This is a genomic window from Blastococcus sp. SYSU D00922, from assembly GCF_054050495.1.
In genome coordinates this window covers 39433-54353 of the sequence record NZ_JBJGZL010000001.1, presented here as the reverse complement: position 1 = coordinate 54353, position 14921 = coordinate 39433, and the positions used below count along the sequence as shown (strand labels likewise).

17 protein-coding genes are annotated in these 14921 nt (G+C 73.2%); 8 read left to right on the top strand and 9 right to left on the bottom strand.

Annotated elements, in window-relative coordinates; translation table 11 throughout:
- Positions 1-45: 45 nt before the first annotated feature.
- The 3 genes from ACI78T_RS00290 to ACI78T_RS00280 form a co-directional block, all read right to left on the bottom strand.
- The gene (locus tag ACI78T_RS00290; protein WP_456556094.1) at positions 46-450 is read right to left on the bottom strand and encodes a rhodanese-like domain-containing protein; all 405 of its coding nucleotides are present in this window, start codon (positions 448-450) and stop codon (positions 46-48) included.
- On the bottom strand, positions 450-1664 hold the full coding sequence (locus ACI78T_RS00285) for an MFS transporter (protein ID WP_456556093.1): 1215 nt from the start codon (positions 1662-1664) through the stop codon (positions 450-452). The genes ACI78T_RS00290 and ACI78T_RS00285 overlap by 1 nt, the downstream gene beginning before the upstream one ends.
- 152 nt (positions 1665-1816) lie before the next feature.
- Entirely contained in the window at positions 1817-3631 is a 1815-nt protein-coding gene (locus ACI78T_RS00280; protein ID WP_456556092.1) for a phosphoenolpyruvate carboxykinase (GTP), read from the bottom strand.
- A 234-nt stretch (positions 3632-3865) separates the two neighbouring features.
- On the opposite strand from ACI78T_RS00280, the gene ACI78T_RS00275 reads away from it, so the two are divergent.
- Together ACI78T_RS00275 and ACI78T_RS00270 are read left to right on the top strand one after the other, a co-directional pair.
- Positions 3866-5026, top strand: a complete 1161-nt coding sequence (locus tag ACI78T_RS00275; protein WP_456556091.1) for an NADH:flavin oxidoreductase/NADH oxidase — start codon at positions 3866-3868, stop codon at positions 5024-5026.
- Between the two features lie 56 nt (positions 5027-5082).
- A complete protein-coding gene (locus ACI78T_RS00270) occupies positions 5083-5499 on the top strand; it encodes a hypothetical protein (RefSeq protein ID WP_456556090.1) in 417 nt (138 codons plus the stop codon).
- Here the strand turns inward: ACI78T_RS00270 and ACI78T_RS00265 are convergent.
- Together ACI78T_RS00265 and ACI78T_RS00260 are read right to left on the bottom strand one after the other, a co-directional pair.
- Entirely contained in the window at positions 5484-5993 is a 510-nt protein-coding gene (locus tag ACI78T_RS00265; protein WP_456556089.1) for an SRPBCC family protein, read from the bottom strand. The genes ACI78T_RS00270 and ACI78T_RS00265 overlap by 16 nt on opposite strands.
- Entirely contained in the window at positions 5990-6319 is a 330-nt protein-coding gene (locus ACI78T_RS00260; RefSeq protein ID WP_456556088.1) for an ArsR/SmtB family transcription factor, read from the bottom strand. Before ACI78T_RS00260 ends, ACI78T_RS00265 begins: the two co-directional genes overlap by 4 nt.
- Before the next feature lie 76 nt (positions 6320-6395).
- Here ACI78T_RS00260 and ACI78T_RS00255 point away from each other — a divergent pair, with 76 nt between their 5' ends.
- From ACI78T_RS00255 to ACI78T_RS00245, 3 genes are all read left to right on the top strand, one after another.
- Positions 6396-6605 (top strand): hypothetical protein, encoded by a 210-nt coding sequence (locus ACI78T_RS00255; protein WP_116450744.1) that lies wholly within the window; start codon positions 6396-6398, stop codon positions 6603-6605.
- Positions 6606-6679: 74 nt separating this feature from the next.
- Positions 6680-6922: an acyl carrier protein gene (locus ACI78T_RS00250; protein WP_456556087.1), complete on the top strand. Its 243-nt coding sequence runs from the start codon at positions 6680-6682 to the stop codon at positions 6920-6922.
- 7 nt (positions 6923-6929) lie between these two features.
- Positions 6930-7892, top strand: a complete 963-nt coding sequence (locus ACI78T_RS00245; RefSeq protein WP_456556086.1) for an NAD(P)H-dependent flavin oxidoreductase — start codon at positions 6930-6932, stop codon at positions 7890-7892.
- Here the strand turns inward: ACI78T_RS00245 and ACI78T_RS00240 are convergent.
- The 4 genes from ACI78T_RS00240 to ACI78T_RS00225 all read right to left on the bottom strand — a co-directional run bounded on the left by ACI78T_RS00240 (position 7889) and on the right by ACI78T_RS00225 (position 11421).
- Positions 7889-8581, bottom strand: coding sequence for a DsbA family oxidoreductase (locus ACI78T_RS00240; RefSeq protein ID WP_456556085.1), 693 nt, complete (start codon positions 8579-8581; stop codon positions 7889-7891). The two genes, ACI78T_RS00245 and ACI78T_RS00240, sit on opposite strands and share 4 nt — an antisense overlap.
- A gap of 49 nt (positions 8582-8630) precedes the next feature.
- Entirely contained in the window at positions 8631-9638 is a 1008-nt protein-coding gene (locus tag ACI78T_RS00235; RefSeq protein WP_456556084.1) for a cation diffusion facilitator family transporter, read from the bottom strand.
- 56 nt (positions 9639-9694) lie between these two features.
- Complete coding sequence (locus ACI78T_RS00230; protein ID WP_456556083.1) at positions 9695-10072, bottom strand: FKBP-type peptidyl-prolyl cis-trans isomerase; 378 nt, start codon at positions 10070-10072, stop codon at positions 9695-9697.
- Positions 10073-10140: 68 nt separating this feature from the next.
- A complete protein-coding gene (locus ACI78T_RS00225; protein ID WP_456556082.1) occupies positions 10141-11421 on the bottom strand; it encodes an MFS transporter in 1281 nt (426 codons plus the stop codon).
- 99 nt (positions 11422-11520) lie between these two features.
- Between ACI78T_RS00225 and ACI78T_RS00220 the strand changes: the two genes are divergently transcribed.
- The 3 genes from ACI78T_RS00220 to ACI78T_RS00210 are packed head-to-tail and all read left to right on the top strand — an operon-like array spanning position 11521 to position 14909.
- Positions 11521-11910 (top strand): VOC family protein, encoded by a 390-nt coding sequence (locus ACI78T_RS00220; protein WP_456556081.1) that lies wholly within the window; start codon positions 11521-11523, stop codon positions 11908-11910.
- Complete coding sequence (locus ACI78T_RS00215; RefSeq protein WP_456556080.1) at positions 11910-13613, top strand: glycoside hydrolase family 13 protein; 1704 nt, start codon at positions 11910-11912, stop codon at positions 13611-13613. The genes ACI78T_RS00220 and ACI78T_RS00215 overlap by 1 nt, the downstream gene beginning before the upstream one ends.
- 54 nt (positions 13614-13667) lie before the next feature.
- The gene (locus tag ACI78T_RS00210) at positions 13668-14909 is read left to right on the top strand and encodes an MFS transporter (RefSeq protein ID WP_456556079.1); all 1242 of its coding nucleotides are present in this window, start codon (positions 13668-13670) and stop codon (positions 14907-14909) included.
- The last annotated feature ends 12 nt before the right edge of the window (positions 14910-14921 follow it).

Genomic DNA, 14921 nt, shown 5'->3' with positions numbered 1-14921 from the left:
CCTACGCGACGCCTGCGGTCCGTGGGGCCCGTGTGGCCCGCGGGATCAGGCCGCTGCGCCCGCCCGGCGCACCCCGACGACCGGCAGCCCGGCCGCGGCCCAGGCCTCGAAGCCACCGACCACGTCGACGGCGCGGTGGAGCCCGAGCGTGCGCAGGGTGTCGGCGACGAGGCTGGAGCTGTACCCCTGGTTGCAGATCACGACGACGTCGAGGTCGTAGCCGGTCACCTGCGGGATGCGGTCCCGGCTCGCCGGGTCCAGCCGCCACTCGAGCACGGTGCGGTCGACGAGGACGGCGCCGGGTACGTCGCCGTCCCGGCTGCGCTGCTCCCAGGGCCGGGTGTCGACGAGGAGGGCGCCGGCGGCCAGGCGGGCCGCCGCCTCCTGCGGGGAGACGCGGTCGATGCGGCGGCGCACCTGCGCGAGCAGCTCGTCGATGCTGCGCGCCATCAGCGGACCAGGGCGGGGGACGAGGAGTGCTCCGCCGGGATGTGCAGCAGCTTCTGGCAGGCCACGACGACCACGGCGGCGATCGCGGCGGCGACGGTGGCCACCAGGAACGAGGCGTTCGCCCCCCAGACGTCGACGATCTTCCCCGCGACGGAGGCGCCGACGGCGACCCCGAGGCCGAGCGCGGTGCCGATCCAGGTGAACGCCTCCGTCACCGCCGAGCGGGGCACGAGCAGCTCGGCGAGGGTGAACGAGCTGATCAGCGAGGGCGACACCGCCACGCCGGCCACCACCACGAACGGGAGCATCAGCCAGACGTCGGTGACCAGCATCAGCGGGATGCTCAGCAGGGTCAGCAGGACGAGGACCCCGGCCAGCCGGATGCGCAGCGGCAGCCGCCAGTGCACCGTGCCCCAGCCGATGCCGCTGGCCATGGACCCCACCGCCAGCCCGGCGATGAGGACGCCGGACAGCGACTTCGCGTCCTCCTGGTCGGCGAAGGCCACCAGCGCGATCTCCAGGCAGCCGAGGATCGCGCCGACCGCGGCCCCCACGACGAACAGCACGCGCAGGCCCTTGGTACGGATGGCCGAGGGGCCCTGCCGCGCCTCGTGCCCGTGCGGCGGCGGTTCCGTGCGCCCCTGGGCGGCGAACAGCAGGCTGCCGACGGTGGCGAGGGTGAAGGCGGTGACGACGCCGCTGGTCGAGTGCCCCGTCGTGGACAGGAACGTGACCAGCACCGGGCCGACGATGAAGACGAACTCGTCGACGACGGACTCCATCGCCAGCGCCGTCGGCAGGCGGTGGCTGCCGCGCAGGAGGTGCGTCCAGCGCACGCGGATCATCGAGGAGACCGGCGGGATGCAGGCGCCCGCGAGGCCGGCCGAGGCGAAGACCGTCCACAGCGGCCAGTCGTCCTTCACCGCGGCGAGGAAGCAGATCCCGGAGACGACGAAGACCGCCAGCACCGGGAGCAGGACCCGCCGCTGGCCGTGGGTGTCGGCCCACCGGCCCAGGAGCGGACCCGCCGCGGCGGTCGTGACGGCGCCGGCCGCGGCGACCGCGCCACCGAGGCCGTAGGAGCCCGTCTCGTCGGCGACCAGGAGGACGCAGCCCAGCCCCACCATCGACAGGGGCAGCCGGCCGATGAACGCGGCGAGCACCATCGGCAGGGCGTGCGGGGTGCGCAGCACCTGCAGGTAGGGATTCGCCACGAGCGGGGGAGCCTCCGTCACACGTCATGGGGCATCGCCACGCTACCGATCCCGGACCCGCCCGTCTCGTCGGGACGCCGGCGGGGCGGGCGGCCGCGGACGAGGAAGGGCCCGGACCGCCACGCTGCGGTCCGGGCCCTGGTCTCGTGGGTTCAGGCGAGCCGGCTCTTGAGGATCTCCAGCTCGTCCCACATGGTGCTGGGGAGCTTGTCGCCGAACTTCTCGAACCACTCGGTGATCTGCGGGATCTCCTCGCGCCACTCCTCGGGCTTGACGGCGAGGGCCTTCTCGACCTGCTCGGGCGTCATGTCCAGACCCGAGACGTCGAGCGAGTCGACCGTCGGCACGTGGCCGACCGGGGTCTCGACGGCGGCCGCCGTCCCCTCGAGGCGCTCGACGACCCACTTGAGGACCCGGCTGTTCTCGCCGAAGCCCGGCCACAGGAAGCCGCCGTCCTCGTCGCGGCGGAACCAGTTCACGTAGAAGATCCGCGGCAGCTTGGTCGAGTCGGCCTGCTTGCCGGTGTTCACCCAGTGGGCGAAGTAGTCACCGGCGTTGTAGCCGATGAACGGCAGCATCGCGAACGGGTCGCGGCGGACCACGCCGACGGCGCCGGTGGCCGCGGCCGTCGTCTCCGACGACAGCGTCGCGCCCATGAACACGCCGTGGTTCCAGTCCCGGGCCTCGCTGACCAGCGGGATCGTGGTCTTGCGGCGGCCGCCGAACAGGATCGCCGAGATCGGCACGCCCTTCGGGTCCTCGTACTCCGGCGCCAGGATGGGGCACTGGGTGATGGGGGTGCAGAAGCGGCTGTTCGGGTGGCTGGACAGCTCGTCGCTCTCCGGCGTCCAGTCCCGGCCCTTCCAGTCGGTGAGGTGCGCGGGCGGCTCCTCGGTCATGCCCTCCCACCAGATGTCGCCGTCGTCGGTGAGGGCGACGTTGGTGAACACCGAGTTGCCCTTGTCGATGGTGCGCATCGCGTTGGGGTTGGTGTCCCAGCCGGTGCCCGGCGCGACGCCGAACAGGCCGTACTCGGGGTTCAGTGCGTAGAGCCGACCGTCCTCGCCGAACCGCATCCAGGCGATGTCGTCGCCGAGGGTCTCGACCTTCCAGCCGGGGATGGTCGGCTCGAGCATCGCCAGGTTGGTCTTGCCACAGGCCGACGGGAAGGCGGCGGCCACGTAGTAGGTCTTCTGCTGCGGGCTGGTCAGCTTGAGGATCAGCATGTGCTCGGCGAGCCAGCCCTCGTCGCGGGCCATGACCGAGGCGATGCGCAGCGAGTAGCACTTCTTGCCCAGCAGCGCGTTGCCGCCGTAGCCCGAGCCGTAGGACCAGATGGCCCGCTCCTCGGGGAAGTGCACGATGTACTTCGTGTCGCTGCAGGGCCACGGCACGTCGTCCTGGCCGGGCTCCAGCGGGGCGCCGAGGGAGTGCATGGCCGGCACGAACGGCCGGTCCTCGCCCATGGCCTCGAGGATGTGCGAGCCGATGCGGGCCATCACGCGCATGGAGACGACGACGTACTCGGAGTCGGTGAGCTCGACGCCGAACATCGGGTTCTCGGCCTCGACCGGGCCCATGCAGAACGGGATGACGTACATCGTCCGGCCGCGCATGGAGCCGCGGTACAGCTCCGTCATGATCGACTTCATCTCGCCCGGGTCCATCCAGTTGTTGGTCGGCCCCGCGTCGGCCTCGTCGACCGAGCAGATGTAGGTGCGGTCCTCCACCCGCGCGACGTCGCTGGGGTCGGAGGCGCACCAGAAGGAGTTGGGCTTCTTCTCGAGGCGGGTGAAGGTGCCGGCGTCGACCAGCTTCTGGGTCAGCCGCTCCCACTCCTCGTCGCTGCCGTCTACCCACACCACCTGGTCCGGGGTCGTCAGCTCGGCCATCTCCCGGACCCATGCCAGGAGGCGGGCATGCGTGGTGGGTGCGTTGTCGAGACCGGGGGTGGCCACTGAAGTCACGGCGTCTCCATCCTCTGGGTAGCCGGGCGGATCCGGCACCGGCGCTGGTGCTTGGCTCTGTCTGCGGGCCCCGGCATCGGTGCTGGGTGCAACGATCGGGATCAGGTGAGGTTACCGACGTTCTAGACGTCTGTAACCGTGAGAGATGTTACGTCTAGGACGTCTGGTCTTCAGGTCGGAAGGCCCTGGTGGAGGGGTGGAAGACGACGCCCCGCAGGCGTGTTGGCTCGCAGCGTGAGCACCCCAGCCCTCTTCACGCCTCTGACCCTGCGCGGCGTCACGCTGCCCAACCGGCTCGTCGTCGCGCCCATGTGCCAGTACGCGGTCACCGACGGCATCGTCGGCGACTACCACCTGGCCCACCTGGGCCGGTTCGCGCTGGGCGGGTTCGGGCTCGTCGTCGTCGAGGCGACGGGAGTGACCCCCGAGGGCCGGATCAGCCACGGGGACACCGGCCTGTGGTCCGACGAGCAGGTCCCGGGGATGGCGCGGGTCGTCGACTTCCTGCACGCGCACGGGTCCACGGCCGGCATCCAGCTCGCCCACGCCGGCGCCAAGGCCTCCAGCAAGCGGCCCTGGGACGGGGAGGGACCGGTGACGCCGGAGAACGCGTCCCCGGGCGAGGAGCCGTGGCAGACGGTGTCCGCCAGCGCCGTGCCGGTGGCGCCGGGCTGGCCCACCCCGCACGCGCTCACCGTCGACGAGCTGGCCGAGGTCCGCGAGGCGTTCGTCGCGGCCACGCGGCGCTCCCTGGCCGCGGGGTTCGACGTCGTCGAGGTGCACGCCGCCCACGGCTACCTGCTCAACCAGTTCCTCTCCCCGCTGACCAACCGCCGCGACGACGAGTACGGCGGCTCCCGCGAGGGCCGCATGCGGTTCCCGCTCGAGGTGGTCGAGGCAGTACGCGCCGTCTGGCCCGAGGACCGACCCCTGTTCGTGCGCGTCTCCTCCGTCGACGGGTCGAAGGACGGCGTCACCGTGGAGGACACCGTCGCCTTCGCGCGGGAGCTCAAGGCGCGCGGTGTCGACGCGATCGACACCTCCGGCGGGGGCCTCGGCGGCGGCTGGCAGCACCCGATCGGCTACGGCTACCAGGTGCCGCACGCCGCGCGGATCCGCGCCGAGGCCGACATCGCCACCATGGCGGTCGGGCTCATCGTCGATGCCCGTCAGGCCGAGGCGGTCCTGGAACAGGGCTTCGCCGACCTGGTGGCCGTCGCGCGCGAGGCGCAGGACGACCCGAACTTCGCCGCGCGTGCCGCGCGGGAGCTCACCGGCAGCCACGACGTCTACCCGGTGCAGGCCGGCCCCCGGTTGGCCTCGCGCGACCGGCTGCTCGGCCGGCTCGGCCCGTGGACGGGCCCGCACCCGGTCCAGGTGACCGAGCCCGTCTGAGAGCGGGCGCGCGGAACACCCCACGAGGACGGCGACAGCCCCTACGGTGCGGCGCCATGGCGCACCGCAGGGCGCTCGTCGCCGCCTCCGCCGTCCAGCTCGCCGCCGGCCTCGCCGGCCAGGTGGTCGCCCTCCGGCGGCGCAAGCACTACGACATCCCGTTCATGACCGGCAGCCCGGCGAACGTCGGGCGGGACTCCTGGTGGCTCGGCACCGCCTTCAGCGCGCCGTCCTACATGCTCGGGAGCCAGGCGTGGGCCATCGCGACGCTGCGCCGGAGGCCGGAGGAGCGGGCCCGCGCGGCGCTCCGCCTGCTCGGCACCAGCATGATCCCCGGCTACCTGCTGGAGCGGCAGTGCCGGCGACGGCTCACCCCCGGCAGCCTGGACCGGGTCGAGACGCCCATCGTGGCCGTGGGCCTGGCCGGCTCGGTGGCCATGGCGCTGCTCGGCCGTCCTCAGCTGCGGCCGTAGCCGGGCCCCACCTCGGCCAGGAACGCGTCCCAGTCCCCCGGCGCCGAGGTGCCGGCGACCTCCGCGCCGAACTTGTCCAGGTACCAGTGCCAGCCCATGGCGAAGTCGACGACGTCGGCGTCGGCGGGGAAGACCTGGACGAAGCGCAGCCAGGTCCGCCCGTCCTCGGCGGTCAGGTCGAGGTCGACGCGCCAGTTCTCCGTCTGCTCCTGCGTCCACTCGACGACCAGGCGGCGGGGCGGGTCGCACTCGAGGATCGTCATCGGCTCCCCGGTGTGCTCGCCCTCCTCGTGCGTCATGACGAAGGTCCCGGTGCCGCCGGGGCCGCGGGCGCCGTCGTAGCGGCCGATCCAGCGGGCCAGGCGCTCCGGCTCGGTCAGCGCCGACCAGACGTCCTCGATCGGATCGGGCCAGGAGCGGCGGAACTCCACCCGTTGCCGCCCGTCGTCCAGGCGGGTGACGGCCCCCCGGCGGGCCTCCGGATCCTGTGTCATGCGCCGTCTCCTGTCCGTCGGGCCCGCCGTCCGCGGGCGATCTCGGTGTCCAGTGCGTCCAGCCGCCGCGCCCAGAGGTCGCGGTAGGGCTCCAGCCAGTCGTCGATCTCGCGCAGGGGCCGCGGGTCGAGCGCGTAGAGCCGCCGCTTGCCGTCGGCACGCGAGGTGACCAGGCCCGCCTCGCGCAGCACGCGGAGGTGCCTGCTGACCGCGGGCCGGCTGACGGGGAAGCGGTCGGCGAGGTCGCCGGCCGCGACCTCGCCGTGGGCGAGCAGGGCCACCAGCTCGCGCCGCACCGGGTCGGCCAGGGCCGCGAGCGCCTCCACAGCACATGCGTAACACATCGGTTACGCGTTTCGCCAGAGGTTTCCGCCCGTGGACGGCCGGGGCATGCGAGCGGGCATGTCCGTCACCGATCCCGACGTCCCGGATCCGCTCAACGACCCCCGCACCCTCCAGGCCGATCCCGGCGCCCACGGCCAGGGCGACGACCTCGCCTCGGCCGCCGACGACCCCGAGACGGCCGGCGAGGACGAGCTGGCCACCAGCCAGAACCTCCCCGACGAGGCCGGCGGCGGCGACGTCACCGGCGGGATGGCGTCCGAACCCTGACCTCCATGTGACGGAGCGGTCCGTCGCGGGTATCCGCGCGCCCGTACCGACCGCTCCGAGCACGAGGAGGACCGATGGCCACGGGTGAGACCGGTTTCGAGGACGTCTACTACGACCTCATCTCCGTCCAGTACCACTCGCTCAAGGCCGGGCACGACTACGGCCAGTACGTCCGGGACGCCGAGAACGCCGGCCTCGACGACGTCGCGGCGTTCTTCCGCGAGGTGATGGATCAGGACTCCGCGCGGGCCCGGCGCTGCCACGAGTTCCTGGGCCGGCTGCAGGGCACCGACCAGGCCGGACCGGCCGCGCAATGATGGCCGGGTGATCCGGACCCCGCTGACCCGCTGGTTCGACCTGACGACGCCGGTCATCGGTGCGCCGATGGCCGGCGTCTCCGGCGGGGCGTTGGCCCGCGCCGTCTCCGAGGCCGGTGGCCTCGGCATGATCGGGGTCAGCGGCCGGCACAGCGCCGAGTTCGTCACCGAGCAGTGCGCGCTGCCGGCGGAGGCCCAGCTGCCCTTCGGCGTCGGGCTGATGATCTGGACGCTCGCCGACCGACTCGAGCTGTTCGAGGCGACGGTCGCCGCGCAGCCGAGCCTGGTGTCGATGTCCTTCGGGGACCCGGCGCCCTGGGTCGGGCCGCTGCACGACGCCGGGATCGCGGTGGCGGCGCAGGTGAACACCGTCGCCGACGCCCGGCGCGCGGTCGACGCGGGCGTCGACGTCCTGGTCGCCCAGGGCAGCGAGGCCGGCGGGCACACCGGGCAGCGCGCGCTGCTGCCGCTGCTGCAGGAGGTCCTGGCGCTCACCGACCGGCCGGTGGTCGCGGCCGGCGGCATCGCGACCGGCCGCGCGATGGCGGCGATGCTGGTCGCCGGGGCGGCCGGCGTCTGGGTCGGGACGGCGCTGCTGGCCTGCACCGAGGGGCTCAACGGCCCGGCCGCCCGCCACCGCATCCGCGAGGCCACGGGCGACGAGACCGTGCTGACCCGGGCGTTCGACGTCGCGGAGGGCATCGCCTGGCCCGAACGCTGGCCCGGCCGGGCGCTGGTCAACGACTTCAGCCGGGAGTGGCACGGCCGGGAGACCGAGCTCGTGGCCGACGACGCCGCGAGGGCCCTCGTCGTCGAGGGCCGGCGCACCGGCGATCCGGCGCACGCCCCGCTCTACGCCGGGGAGGCGGTCGGCCTGGTCACCGCCGAGCGGTCAGCCGTGGACGTCGTCCGGGAGCTGGACGCCGACGCCGAGAAGTCGTTGCGCGCCGTGTCGACGCTGCTGGGCTAGACGGCGCAGGTCCCGTCCTCGCAGCCCTCGGCCGCGGGGACGGTGAGCAGCGGGTGCGCGTCGGCCCAGGCCCGCTCGAGGATCTGCAGCAGCAGCTCGGCCGGCTGGGCGCCCGCGGCGCCGTACTTGCGGTCGACGACGAAGAACGGGACGCCGGTCGCGCCGAGCGCCTGGGCCGTCGCGCCGTCCTGGCGAACTGCCGCCAGGAAGCGGCGGTCGGCCAGCGCCTCGCGGACCTCGGTCTCGTCGAGGCCGACCTCGAGGGCCAGCGGCACCAGGTCGTCGACGGAGAAGACCGTGCGGCCCTCCTCGAAGTACGCGTGCAGCAGGCGCTCCTTGAGCTCGTTGCGCTTGCCGTGCTCATCGGCGAGGTGGAGGAGCTCGTGGGCGAGGAGGGTGTTCCCGCTGATCCCGTCGGCCAGGTGGTACTCGAGGCCCTCCCCGGCGGCGATCTGCTCGACGCGGGCCATGTTGGCGCGCATGTCCTCGACGCCGGCGCCGTATTTGGCGGCCAGCGCGGGGAGCGTCGGGTGCGTCTCGCCCTCGGGGACGGAGGGGTCGAGCTGGAAGGACCGCCACACGACCTCGACCTGGTCCCGGTGCGGGAACTGCTCGAGGGCGCTCTCCAGGCGGCGCTTGCCGATGTAGCACCAGGGACACACGACGTCGGACCAGACCTCTACCTGCATGCTCGGCGCAACCTCGTTGCCGCTTCAAGCATTCCGGCCGCGGCGCGGGTCACCCGGCCGGAGGCGGGTGCACCTCCGCGCGGGCCCGGCCGTCGCCCCGGGTGGGGTCCAGGAAGACGTACCGGACGCCCGAGTGCCTGGCCACGAGCCGTCGCTCGGCCTCGTCGGAGGCCCCTTCGATGTCGGCGACCGTCACGGTGTCGTCGAAGTCGACCTTCGCCATCACGATGAGCTGGCCGGGGCCGATCACCGTCGTGAGCAGCACCGGCACGTCGCTCACCTGGTCCAGCGCGGCGATCTCCTGGCGGAGCTGTTCCTGCAGGGCCGGCGGGATCGACTGGCCGATCAGCAGCGAGACGTTCGCCCGGGCCAGCGCGCCGGCGACGACCAGGAGGAGCACGCCGATCGCGATGGCGGCCAGGCCGTCCCAGACCGGGTCGCCGGTCACGTGCTCGAGGGCGAGGCCCGCTCCGGCCAGCACCAGACCGACGAGCGCGGCGCTGTCCTCGAAGGTCACCGCCTTGACCGTGGTGTCCGACGTCTCCCGCAGGTAGCGGCGGGGCGTCGTCCCCCACGTGCGGGCGGAGCCGCGGACCTGGCGCACCGCCTTGAGCCAGGAGGCGCCCTCCAGCACGAAGGAGATCGCCAGCACGACGTAGGCGATGAGCGGGTCGCCCTGCTCCTCGCCCTCGAGGATGGTGGTGACGCCCTGCCAGAAGGAGAACCCGGCGCCGAGGGTGAACGTGGCCAGGCAGGCCAGCAGCGCCCAGAAGTAGGTCTCCCGGCCGTAGCCGATGGGGTGCCGCTCGTCCGGCGGCCTGCCGCCGCGCTTGAGCGCGACGAACAGGAGCACCTCGGTGATCGTGTCGGCCAGCGAGTGGGCGGCCTCGGAGAGCATCGCCGAGGAGTGGCTGATCAGGCCACCGACCAGCTTCGCGACGGCGATGCCGAGGTTGGCCAGCCCCGCGACGAGGACGGTGCCGGTGGACTCGTTCCCGGTGCTGTCGGTGGAGTCCTCGGCCAGGACGTGGTCGGGAGCCGGCGCCGGTTGCGTCACCGCCGCGCGATGCCCCGCGGGAGGTCACGCCATGCGCGTCCTCCCGCGGGTCGTGCTCAGCGGATGCCGACGAGGTCCACCACGAAGACGAGGGTGGCGCCGGGCTTGATCACGCCGCCGGCTCCACGCTCGCCGTAGGCCTTGTGCGCCGGGATGGTGAGCCGGCGGCGGCCGCCGACCTTCATGCCGACGATGCCCTCGTCCCAGCCCTGGATGACCATGCCCACGCCGACCCGGAACTCCAGCGGGTCGCCGCGGTCCCAGGACGCGTCGAACTGCTCGCCGCCGTCGTGGGTGACCCCCACGTAGTGCGCGCTCACGAGGTCCCCGGCCTTGGCCTCGGGGCCGTCGCCGACGACCAGGTCCTCGATCACCAGGTCGTCGGGGGCGGGCCCGGTCGGCGGCTCGACGTCCGGTCGGCTCAGCTCGGCCACGGTTCTCCCTCCTGCACCGGGTCTCTCCCGGCACCGCACCCATCCAAGCAGCGCCGGTGGGGGCCCGCTCAGACCCGGTCGAGCGGTCCGGCCCCCGCCGGCGTCGGGACGACGTCCAGCGGGTGGGCGGTCTCGTCGGCGGGCAACCGCGCGGCGAGGATCGTGATCACGGCGAGGACCGGCGGCCCGAGCCCGGCGAGGAGGAACGTCGCGGTCAGCCCGATGACCTCGCTCACCGTGCCGGCCAGCGCCATCGACAACGGCATGAGGCTCAGCGAGAGGAAGAAGTCCAGGCTGGAGACCCGGCCGAGCAGCGCGGGCGGCACCCGGCGCTGCAGGAGGGTGCCCCAGATGACCATGCCCGCCTGGAAGGTCCCGCCCATGACGGCGCCGGCCAGGATCATCGGCCAGAGGTCGGTGGCGAAGGCGAAGACGACCATCGGCACGCAGCCCACGCCCCACAGCGCGTTCATCACCGACAGGTAGCGCCGGGGCAGCCGCAGGGAGGCGACCGTGAGCGACCCGACGGCCCCGCCGATGCCCCACGCGGCCAGCACCCACGCGTGCTGGCTGGGCCCGCCGCCGATCTCGCGGATCGCGAAGGGCACCAGCACCTCGAACGGCCCGATGAACAGCAGGATCATCAGCGCGGCGAACAGGAGCGTCGCCAGCAGCCACCGCGTGCCGACCATGTAGACGAAGCCCTCGCGCACGTCACCGAGCAGCGAGCTCTCGCCGGCGCCCTCCCGGCGCACCGGCGTCCGCGGCAGGGCCGCGAGGCAGGCCGCGGCGGCCAGCGAGGCCACGGCCGTCACCGCGAGCGCCGCGCCCGGCGAGAAGGCGGCGACGAGGAAACCCGCGGCCGCCGGCCCGGCGGCCTGGGCCAGCACCGGGCGGACGACGCCCTCGAGCCCGTTGGCGGCGAGCAGGTCGCCCTCGGGGACGAGCGCCGGCAGCAGCGCCGAGTAGGCCGGGTAGTACATGCCGAGGAGGACGCCGTCGACCAGCGACACCGCGCCCAGCTGCCACAGTTCCAGCACCCCGGCCAGCGAGAGGGCCGCGGCCACCGCCACCACGGCCGCCTGCAGCAGCGCGACGGCGAGCAGGATCTGCCGCTGCGGGATCCGGTCGGCGAGCGCGCCCCCGAGCAGCGTCGTGACCAGCATGCCTCCGGCACTGAGCCCCGTGACCAGCGAGAGCGCCGCGGGTCCGCCGTCCAGGGCCATGACCTGCCAGACCATGCCGATGGCCCACAGCCCCTGGGTGAGCAGCGCGAAGACCAGGGACAGCGCCAGGAGGCGGTAGGAGCGGTGCCGCAGCGGCGACAGCGCCCGCGGCAGGGTGGTCACCCCGTCATCGTCGGCGAGGGGTACGACGGGTTGCACCCGATTTCGCGGTCGGCGCAGGCCCGGGTGCTTCCCGTCCCCAGCCGCCACTAGCGTCGCGGCATGCTCGATCACCTGGCACTGCAGTGCACCGACGTCGGCGCCGCGGCGGACTTCTACACGCGCGTGCTCGCGCCCTGCGGGGTCCGGGAGCTGATGCGCTACGAGTCGCCGGGCGGTGGCGCCGTCGTCGGGCTCTGCGGGCCGGACAGCTTCCCCCGGCTGTGGCTGGGCACCGCCGTCGACACCGGCCACCGGCCGGTGCACCTGGCCATCTCGGCGCCCTCGCGCGAGGCCGTGGACGCGGTGTTCGCGGCGGCACGCGACGCCGGGACGGAGATCCTGCACGAGCCGCGCGTCTGGCCGGAGTACCACCCGGGCTACTACGCCGTGTTCTTCCGCGATCCCGACGGCAACAACGTCGAGGCGGTCCACCACACGTTCCCCGGCTGATGGAGCCTGCCCCGTGGTGGACCAGCGCGGTCGCCTACCAGGTCTACCCGCGCTCCTTCCAGGACTCCGACGGCGACGGCATCGGTGACCTCGGCGGCGTCCTGCGGCGGCTGGACCACCTGAGCGACCTGGGCGTCGACGTCCTCTGGCTCTCGCCGGTCTACCCCTCTCCTCAGGCCGACAACGGCTACGACATCAGCGACTACCAGGGCATCGACCCGCTGTTCGGCACGCTCGAGCAGCTCGACGAGCTGATCGCCGCGCTGCACGCGCGCGGCATGAAGCTGCTGATGGACCTGGTGGTCAACCACACCAGCGACGAGCACCCGTGGTTCGTCGAGTCCCGCTCGTCGCCGTCCTCACCCAAGCGCGACTGGTACTGGTGGCGGCCGCCCCGGGCCGGGTTCGCCGGCGGCGACCCGGGTGCCGAGCCGACGAACTGGCAGTCGTTCTTCTCCGGCCCGGTGTGGGAGTTCGACGAGGCCAGCGGCGAGTACTACCTGCACCTGTTCGACCGGAAGCAGCCCGACCTCAACTGGGAGAACCCGGAGGTCCGGCAGGCGGTCCACGCGATGATGCGGTGGTGGCTCGACCGCGGGGTCGACGGCTTCCGCATGGACGTCATCAACATGATCAGCAAGGACGTCGCGGAGGACGGGCACCTGCACGACGGCCCACCCATCCCAGGGACGTCGCTCGGGGACGGGTCGGCGTCCTACCTCTGCGGGCCGCGCATCCACGAGTTCCTGGCCGAGTTGCACCGCGAGGTCTTCGCCGGGCGTGACGGAGCGTTCCTCACCGTCGGCGAGATGCCGGGCGTGACCGTCGAGGAGGCGCGGCTGTTCACCGACCCCTCCCGGGCCGAGGTGGACATGGTCTTCCAGTTCGAGCACGTGGGGCTCGACCATGGGACGTCGAAGTGGGACCTCCGCCCGCTCCGCATGCGCGACCTCAAGGCGTCGTTCGGCCGCTGGCAGGCCGGCCTCGCCGACGTCGGCTGGAACTCGCTGTACTGGGACAACCACGACCAGCCGCGGGCGGTCTCCCGGTTCGGCGACGACAGCCCGGAGTACCGGCGTGACTCCGCCACCTGCCTCGCCACGCTGCTGCACCTGCACCGCGGGACGCCGTACGTCTACCAGGGCCAGGAGCTGGGGATGGCGAACTTCCCCTTCGCCTCCGTGGACGACTTCCGCGACGTGGAGTCGGTCAACCACTTCGGGACGGCGATGGTCGCGGGCGAGGACCCGGCGCGCCTGCTCGAGGCGCTGCGCCGGATGAGCCGGGACAACGCGCGCACGCCCGTCCAGTGGGACGCGTCGCCGAACGCGGGCTTCACGACCGGGACGCCCTGGCTGCCGGTCAACCCCGACCACGTGCGGTGGAACGCCGAGGCCCAGCGCGGCGACCCCGATTCGGTGCTCGCCCACTACCGGCGGCTGATCGCCCTGCGGCACGAGGAGCCGGTGGTCGCGCTCGGCGACTTCGCGATGCTGCTGCCCGAGCACGACGACGTCTACGCCTTCACCCGCACGCTCGGGGACCGCGTGCTGCTGGTGATCTGCAACGTCAGCCGGACGCCGTACCGCCTCGCCGACCTGCTCCCCCAGGCGCTCGAGGGCCGACTGGTCCTCGGCAACCTGCCCGACGAGGACCCGGAGCTCCTCCGCCCCTGGGAGGCCCGGGTGCTCGACCTCGCCTGAGTCCGGGTAATGGTGTCGGCGGATCGGCACCGTTCCGCCTAGGGTTCCCTCCTCGTGGGCCGGATCGTCGACGCAGTGCTCCCGGCCCGGATGGGGACGTCCTTCCGCTGGCTGGTCGGCTCGGCGTGGGTCGGCAACCTCGGCGACGGGATCGCCCTCGCCGCCGGGCCGCTGCTGGTCGCGTCCCAGACGTCCGACCCGTTCCTCGTCGCGCTCGCCGGCCTGCTGCAGCGCCTGCCGTGGCTGCTCTTCGGTCTCCACGCCGGCGTCCTGGCCGACCGGGTCGACCGGCGCCTCGTCGTGGTCGCGGTCGACCTGGTGCGCGCGCTGGTGCTCGCGGTCCTCGTCGGGGCGCTGGTCACCGGCACCGTGGACACGACCGTCGTCCTCGTCGCGATGTTCCTGCTCGGCACCGCCGAGGTCTTCGTCGACACCACCAGCGCGACCCTGCTGCCGATGGTCGTGCCGCGCTCGGACCTGGGCATCGGCAACGCCCGCATGATGACCGCCACCATCACCATGAACCAGCTCGTCGGCCCCTCGGTGGGGGCGGCGCTGTTCGCGCTCGGCATGGCGTGGCCGTTCGTCGTCCAGGCCGTCTGCCTGCTGCTCGGCGCCCTGCTGGTGTCCCGGATGCTGGTGCCGCCGCTGCCGGCGGCGGAGGGCCCCCGGCACGTGGGCCGCGACATCGCCGAGGGCTTCCGGTGGACGTGGGCGAATCCCGCCGTCCGCACGCTGACGCTGGCGATCGTCACCTTCAACGTCACGTACGGCGCGGCCTGGTCGGTGCTGGTCCTCTACGCCACCGACCGCCTGGGGCTCGGCCCGATCGGTTTCGGCCTCCTCACCACGGTCGGCGCGCTGGGCGGGATCGCCGGGACGGCGGGGTACGACTGGCTGGAGCGCCACGCGAGCCTCGCGGCCGTCATGCGGGTCGGGCTGGTCGTCGAGACCTTCACGCACCTGGGGCTCGCGGTCACCACCACGCCCTGGGTCGCGATGGTGATCATGTTCGTCTTCGGCGTGCACGCCTTCGTGTGGGGGACGACGTCGCGCACCGTGCGCATGCGGGCGGTGCCCTCCCACCTGCAGGGCCGGGTCGGCAGCCTGTACTCGATCGGGGTCTTCGGCGGCATCGTCGCCGGCCAGGCGCTCGGCGGGGTCATCGCCCGGATCTGGGGCATCACCGGCCCGTTCTGGTTCGCCTTCGTCGGCTCGGCGGTCATCCTGGCGCTGATCTGGCGGGAGCTGGCGCACATCGCCCACGCCGACGAGAGCGCCCTCTCCTCCGCCTGACCACCGCCACTC